A 7015-nucleotide genomic window follows, 5' to 3' on the forward strand; every position below is an offset into this window, starting at 1 on the left:
TCACCCCGATCGAGAAGGTTCATCAATGCGCGCTCGCACCCTGCTTCCGGCTCTCGCCGTCCTCCCGGCAGCCGCCCTCGTCCTCGCGGGCTGCTCCGGCAGCCCCGCCGCGAGCTCGACCAACGACGGCAAGATCAGCATCGTCGCCTCCACCAACGTCTACGGCGACATCGCCTCGAAGATCGGCGGGAAGGACGTCGAGGTCACATCACTGATCACCTCGGCCGCCCAGGACCCGCACTCCTACGAGGCGAGCACGCAGGACCAGCTCTCCATCAAGAACGCGGACGTCGTCATCGAGAACGGTGGCGGCTACGACCCCTTCGTCGACACCCTCCTCGACGCCGCGAAGAACACCTCCGTCGAGGTCGTGAACGTCGTCGACCTGTCGGGCCTCGCCCCGGACGACGACCACGCCGACGACGAGCACACGGAGGAGGCGCACAGCGACGAGGCGCACGCCGACGAGGACGGCCACGACCACATCGAAGGCTTCAACGAGCACGTCTGGTACAGCCTGCCCACGATGGCGAAGCTCGCCGACGAGCTGGCCAAGGAGCTCGGCGAGCTCGACAGCGCCAACGCCGACACCTACACGGCCAACGCGAAGTCATTCACCGACTCGCTCGCCACGATCGAGACCGCGCAGGCCGCCATCAAGACCGCGCACGACGGCGAGGGCGTCGCGATCACCGAGCCCGTCCCGCTCTACCTGCTCGAGGCCGCCGGCCTGAAGAACCAGACCCCGGACGCCTTCAGCGAGGCCATCGAGGAGGGCACGGACGTCTCCCCGACCGTCCTCAAGGAGACGCTCGACCTCTTCGGCAGCGGAACCGTCGCCCTGCTTGCCTACAATGAGCAGACGAGCGGCGCGGAGACCGAGCAGGTCAAGACCGCCGCGGAGAACGCAGGCGTGCCGGTGCTGTCATTCACCGAGACCCTCCCGGACGGCAAGGACTACCTCTCGTGGATGACCGAGAACGTCGACGCCGTGGCGGACGCCCTGGGTCGATGACGAGCGGATCCACGGATTCATCCGGCCCCGTCGACGTCCTCGCGCTCGCCGGGGCCGAGCTCGGTTTCGGCGGACGCACCCTCTGGAACGGTCTCGACCTCTCCGTGCGTCCGGGTGAGTTCCTCGCGGTGCTTGGTCCGAACGGCTCCGGGAAGACGAGTCTGCTGCGGACCGTCCTCGGGCAGCAGCAGCTCGACCGAGGGACGATCAGCGTCGCCGGCGGACCGGTGCACCGCGGAGACCGCCGCATCGGGTACATCCCGCAGCAGAAGCTCATCCCAGCGGGCACACCGATGCGCGGCCGCGACCTCGTCGCGCTCGGCGTCGACGGTCACCGCTTCGGGCTGCCCATCCGCTCCGCCGCGACGAGGCGCCGGGTCGACGAACTCATCGCGTCGGTCGGCGCGAGCTCGTACGCCGACGGACCGGTCGGCACGCTGTCCGGCGGCGAGCAGCAGCGGCTCCGCGTCGCCCAGGCGCTCGCGGACGACCCGATCCTGTTGCTCTGCGACGAGCCGCTCCTCAGCCTCGACCTCCAGCACCAGCGCGGTGTCAGCGAACTCATCGACCGCCGCCGCCGGGAGCACGACACCGCGGTGGTGTTCGTGACGCACGACGTGAACCCGGTGCTCCACATGGTGGACCGCATCCTGTACCTCGCCGGCGGCAGCTTCCGGGAGGGGACGCCGGACGAGGTCCTGCGGAGCGACGTGCTCTCCGAGCTGTACGGCACACCGGTCGACGTGCTGCGCAGTCACGGACGCGTCGTCGTCGTCGGCATCCCCGACAGCGAGACCCACCATCACCATCACGATGAGGATCCGCGCACCGGAGCCGTGGGGGTGGGCGCATGAACGCCGACGACCTCTGGGGACGACTCTTCAACTTCCAGGACTACGGCGCGCTGCTCGAGCTCGTGCAGAACTCGATCATCGCGGGCGCGGTGCTCGGCATCGTCGGAGGGCTGATCGGTGTGTTCGTCATGCAACGCGACATGGCGTTCGCGGTGCACGGCATCAGCGAGCTGTCGTTCGCCGGTGCCGCCGGGGCGCTGCTGTTCGGCGCGAACGTCGTCGTCGGGTCGCTCGCGGGCTCGCTCGTCGCCGCGATCCTCATCGGGCTGCTCGGCGCGAAGGCTCGCGACCGCAACTCGATCATCGGCGTGCTCATGCCCTTCGGCCTCGGGCTGGGGATCCTCTTCCTCGCCCTCTATCCCGGCCGCAGTGCGAACAAGTTCGGCCTCCTGACCGGGCAGATCGTCTCCGTCGACGACCCGCAGCTCGGGCTGCTCATCGTCATCAGCATCGTCGTCCTGGTCGCGCTCCTCGTGCTCTGGCGGCCGTTGAGCTTCGACAGCCTCGACCCGGACGTCGCCGCGGCGCGCGGGGTGCCGAGTCGGTTCGTGTCGCTCGCCTTCATGGTCCTGCTCGGGCTCACGGTCGCGGTGTCGGTGCAGATCATCGGAGCGCTGCTTGTGCTCGCGCTGCTCGTGACGCCCGCCGCCGCCGCGCTCAGGGTCTCCTCGTCGCCGTTGCTCGTGCCGCTGTTGAGCATGCTCTTCGGCTTCGTGTCGGCCGTCGGCGGCATCCTGCTCGCCATCGGCGGGTCGCTGCCCATCAGCCCGTACATCACGACGATCTCCTTCCTGATCTACCTCGTCTGCCGCATCCTCGGTTCGCGCGGTTCGCGGAGCCGGGCCAGGGCATCCCGTCGAGGTCGCGATCGAAACGAGGCGGGCCCGGTCGGTGACCGCGTCGAGGTCGCGCCGTGACGGTGAACGGCACGCCAGGGATGCACCGAGCCCCTTCGGAGCGTCCTCCAAGTGGTTCCCGGGTACCCTTGAAGCGACAGGCAGGAGCACCCGTGGCGAAGCGCAACACCTGGCAGCGTGAAGCTGTCCGCGAGGCCCTCGGCGGCAACGACGGATTCGTGAGCGCTCAGGGGCTGCACGCCGAACTCCGCGACACCGGCTCGCCGATCGGGCTCGCCACCGTCTACCGCGCCCTGTCCGACCTCGCCGTCGAGGGTGAGGCCGACTCACTGCAGTCGCCGGACGGCGAGAACCTCTACCGCGCCTGCACGCCGGGTACCCACCACCACCACCTCATCTGTCGCAACTGTGGTCTCACGATCGAGATCGAGGCCGACGAGGTCGAGGCGTGGGCGCGCTCGGTCGCATCACAGCACGGGTTCACCGAGGCCAAGCACGTCGTCGACGTCTTCGGCCTCTGCGCGAACTGCTCGGCGGCGGCCCAGCGCGCGTGAGGCCGCAGTGAGCAGGACGACCGGCACCCTCGGGGTCGACGACGACTGGACCGCACCCGACGATGACGGTGCCGAGCACTGGGGACGCACGGAGGGCCGCGATCCGCGGAACATCCGCACCCCGCTCCTGATCGGGGCCGCGCTCGCGGTGGTCGTGGGGCTCTTCGTCCTCCGGGCACTCATGCCGCTCGGCGAGGCCCTCACCCCGCCGACGGCCGTCCGGGACTTCGTCACCCTGACCCTCAGCGTCGTGGTGGAGTCCCTGCCGTTCGTCGTCCTCGGGATCGTGCTGTCGATCCTCGTGCAGATCTGGTTGCCGGACGGCTGGCTCGAGCGCTGGCTTCCGTCGCAGCCCATCCTCCGTCGTGCCTGCATCTCGCTCCTCGGCATGTTCCTCCCGGTGTGCGAGTGTGGCAACGTCCCGCTCGCCCGAGGGCTCATCGTGCGCGGATTCACGGTGCCGGAGTCGATCACCTTCCTGCTCGCCGCACCGATCCTCAACCCGATCGTCATCGTGACGACGCATCAGGCCTTCGGTTGGGACGGCGGCATCCTCGTCGCCCGTCTCGTCGGAGGGTTCCTGCTCGCGAACCTCATCGGCTGGCTGTTCAGCAAGCACCCGGACCCGAGCTCGCTGCTCACCCCGACCTTCCAGGCCAGCTGCGAGGTGACGGAGCAGCACGGGCACGAGCACACGCGCGTCGAACGCAGCCTGCAGCAGTTCGTCGCCGAAGCGCGCGCGATCATGCCGGCGCTCCTGATCGGTTCCGCGGTCGCGGGTGCCGTCCAGGTGCTCGTGCCGAGGGAGGTGCTGGTCACGCTCGGTGCGAACCCGGTGTGGTCGGTGCTCGCCATGATGACGTTGGCCGTCATCGTGTCGATCTGCTCGAACGTCGACGCCTTCTTCGTGCTGTCCTTCGGATCGACGTTCATGCCCGGCTCCATCGTCGCCTTCCTCGTCCTCGGACCCGTCGTCGACGTCAAGATGCTCGCGCTCATGCGCACGACCTACACGACCAGGACCCTCGTGATCATCACCGCGGTCGCCGTGCTGTTCTCGGCGGCCCTCGGATTCGGAGTGAACGCCCTTGCCTGATCAGACCTCGACCCACGACCACGCGCAGAGCCGAGGCCCGGCGGGGGTGGACCCACGACGGGTCTCCCTGCTCGAGCGTCTGCGGCAACGATGGTGGGGCGTCCTGCTCCTCGTCACCGCCGCGGTCTGCATCCTCTGGCTCGCGATGACCGACCGCCTCGGTCTCTACATCCACCCGCGCTACTTCGTGTTCACGGTCATCATGGCGCTCATCGCGGTGGCGCTCGGCATCGTGAGCGTCCTCGTCCACGTCGACACGGAGGCGGTCCCGAAGCGCCGTGGTCGCACGGTGCTGCAGCTCGCTTCGGTGGTGGGCAGCCTCGCCGTGGTGGGTTCGATGGTCGTGCTCCCGCCGTCCACGCTGTCGGTCGCGACGGCGGATCAGCGCTCCGTGAACTCCGGCACGCTCGCCGGCGAGGTGCAGGGACAGGATGCGCAGACGGTCCTCACCTCGAATCCGGACTTCAGCACCTTCGGCATCAAGGACTGGGCGACCCTGTTGCGCCAGACCACCCGGCCCGCCGACCTCGAGGGGCGCGCGTTCACCGGCGTCGGTTTCGTGATCGCCGATCCGGACGCGGCGGGCGTCTTCTACGTCTCGCGGTTCGTCGTGAACTGTTGTGCCGTCGACGCGCAGCCGGTCGGGGTGCCGGTGGAGCTCGACGGGTGGTCCCAGCAGCTGAAAGCCGGCGACTGGGTCGAGGTCTCGGGGACGCTGACCGCCGGCGACGCCACCCACCCGCTGGTGGTCGGCACGGCGAAGGTCGACAAGGTCGAGGAGCCGGCGGACCCCTATGACTACTGATCGCCGTTCCGCCGTGAGCGGTCGATCGACGCGGGTGGACGCAGAGCGGAGCGGCTTCGGCCGGCTGGTCGCGATCGTGCTCGTCGCGCTCGTCGTCATCGGTGGCGGCGCCGCCGTCGTCGGTCTCACGCAGGGGCCGAAGCTCGTGCGCACCGTGGTCGATCCGACCGGTCTCGTCGAGTCGCGCGGTCAGCGCGTCGTCATGGCGGTCAACCAGCCGATCGCCGATCTCGGGGCGGATCGGGTCAGCGTCGAGCCGGCGGCGGACTTCGACGTCAGTACCGGCGACGGCGGGATCACCCTGGTCTTCCCGGAGCCGCTCGCCTACGGGACCGACTACCGGATCACCGTCGACGGTGTGACCGCGCCTGGCGGGGGGCCGTCGGCGAAGCTGACGACGTCGTTCTCGACGCCACCGGTCGAGGGCTTCTCGCTTGTCCGGGGTGAGGCGAAGCAGGGTGGTTCGGCGGGGAAGAAGCCCGAGGACCGGATCATGCGACTCGCGCTCGACGGCGGGGAGCGACAGACGGTCTACCGTGCGGCGAAGATCCAGGAGTTCGCGACGATCGGGGATTCGCTCATCGTGGTGGAGCAGGATTCGAGCGGGCTGGGTCGCATCGTCGTGGTGGACACGAGGGACGGCGCCACCCAGGAGGTGAAGCTTCCCATGGGGGGCATGATCACCTCCTTGCAGACGGCTCCCGCGCAGAGTCGCGTCGGGTTCCTCTTCACGGAGCAGTCGTTCGGTCGGGACGGCGGCGACAACCTGACGCTGTACTCGTTCGAACTGCGCTCTGGGAAGCCGACGGGCCCGGAACGGGTGGGCGGGATCGACGGAGCCGCGGTCGAGGCGGCCGAGTGGTCGTTCGTGCCGCGCACGTCGTCGATGCTCGTGCGGACGGTGGACAACTCGCTGGAGTTGCTCGATCCGGCTGCGACCACCGCTCCGGTGCTCCTCGGTCGCGCCGCCCTGATCTCGAGCTACATCCCGGGAACCACCAAGGTCGTCATCGAACAGATCGACGGCGTGGTGGTGCTCGACCTCGCCACGGGGAAGAGCGAGCCGTTCGTGCTCCCCTCGGTTGCACCCACCGAGATCCCCGGTCAGCTCGTCGCCCTCACGGAATCCTTGTCCGCTCGCATCTACGCGGACTACGACCGTGCCGCGGGGACGACGCAGCAACGGGTGTTGGCGATCAAGGACGGGGCGACGGCCGTGCTCTACACGCCGGAGCCGGGTGCGGTGGTCTGGTCGTTGTGTGCGAGCCCGAACGCGGAGTACGTCGCGGTCGTCGTGGTCCCCGACTTCGCCGATGCCGGCTTCGACGGGTACGCGAACGCGCCGATGCCGAACGGTCCGCAGATCGAGGTCGTCGAAGCCCGCACGGGGAAGGTCGTCGGTACACAGCCCGGATTCGACCTGTCCTGGTGCGCGGGAACGGGTATCGCGCAATGACCGGTCGACGTGGCCGTTTCGCCCCGGCTGGCGAAAACCGCGTCTTTCCGGGCGACACGCCCGGGATGCAAGCGGAATTTGCCACGATCCCGAGACACACGTAGAGTAATCACTCGTCACCCCAAAGGTGCGGGAAGCGGAAGAGCTTCTCGGCCTCAAGCGGGGACAATCCCCAGCCAAAAGCGAGAACATTTCGATGTTATCGTTTCAAGTCTCGGTTGGATGACCTCCTCCTGGTGTCACTCGTGCTCAGCATGACTCTGTTCGCAGAGCGGCTGAAACGCCGAGTTGACAACAAGCCGGGAAGATGTAAGATAGAGAAGTTGCCCTGCAGGGCGGTCGTGATGGCCAAAGGCAGGAGCATCCGATCCTTGAGAA

The 7015-nt window shown here is 68.6% G+C and carries 7 protein-coding genes; all 7 read left to right on the top strand.

The annotated features are described in order from the left end of the window. Positions 1-25: 25 nt before the first annotated feature. Positions 26-1015, top strand: coding sequence for a metal ABC transporter solute-binding protein, Zn/Mn family (locus ASE44_RS13910; RefSeq protein WP_056780757.1), 990 nt, complete (start codon positions 26-28; stop codon positions 1013-1015). Beyond that, positions 1012-1869, top strand: a complete 858-nt coding sequence (locus ASE44_RS13915; protein WP_056780759.1) for a metal ABC transporter ATP-binding protein — start codon at positions 1012-1014, stop codon at positions 1867-1869. Before ASE44_RS13910 ends, ASE44_RS13915 begins: the two co-directional genes overlap by 4 nt. Further along, positions 1866-2786, top strand: a complete 921-nt coding sequence (locus ASE44_RS13920) for a metal ABC transporter permease (protein WP_056780762.1) — start codon at positions 1866-1868, stop codon at positions 2784-2786. The genes ASE44_RS13915 and ASE44_RS13920 overlap by 4 nt, the downstream gene beginning before the upstream one ends. Positions 2787-2878: 92 nt before the next feature. Then, complete coding sequence (locus ASE44_RS13925; RefSeq protein ID WP_056010514.1) at positions 2879-3280, top strand: Fur family transcriptional regulator; 402 nt, start codon at positions 2879-2881, stop codon at positions 3278-3280. 7 nt (positions 3281-3287) lie between these two features. Next, positions 3288-4376 (top strand): permease, encoded by a 1089-nt coding sequence (locus ASE44_RS13930; protein WP_369817199.1) that lies wholly within the window; start codon positions 3288-3290, stop codon positions 4374-4376. After that, on the top strand, positions 4369-5181 hold the full coding sequence (locus tag ASE44_RS13935; protein WP_157579967.1) for a TIGR03943 family protein: 813 nt from the start codon (positions 4369-4371) through the stop codon (positions 5179-5181). Before ASE44_RS13930 ends, ASE44_RS13935 begins: the two co-directional genes overlap by 8 nt. Then, the gene (locus tag ASE44_RS13940; RefSeq protein WP_157579969.1) at positions 5171-6637 is read left to right on the top strand and encodes a hypothetical protein; all 1467 of its coding nucleotides are present in this window, start codon (positions 5171-5173) and stop codon (positions 6635-6637) included. Before ASE44_RS13935 ends, ASE44_RS13940 begins: the two co-directional genes overlap by 11 nt. The last annotated feature ends 378 nt before the right edge of the window (positions 6638-7015 follow it).

It is taken from the genome of Plantibacter sp. Leaf1 (genome assembly GCF_001421315.1).
Taxonomy (GTDB): domain Bacteria; phylum Actinomycetota; class Actinomycetes; order Actinomycetales; family Microbacteriaceae; genus Plantibacter.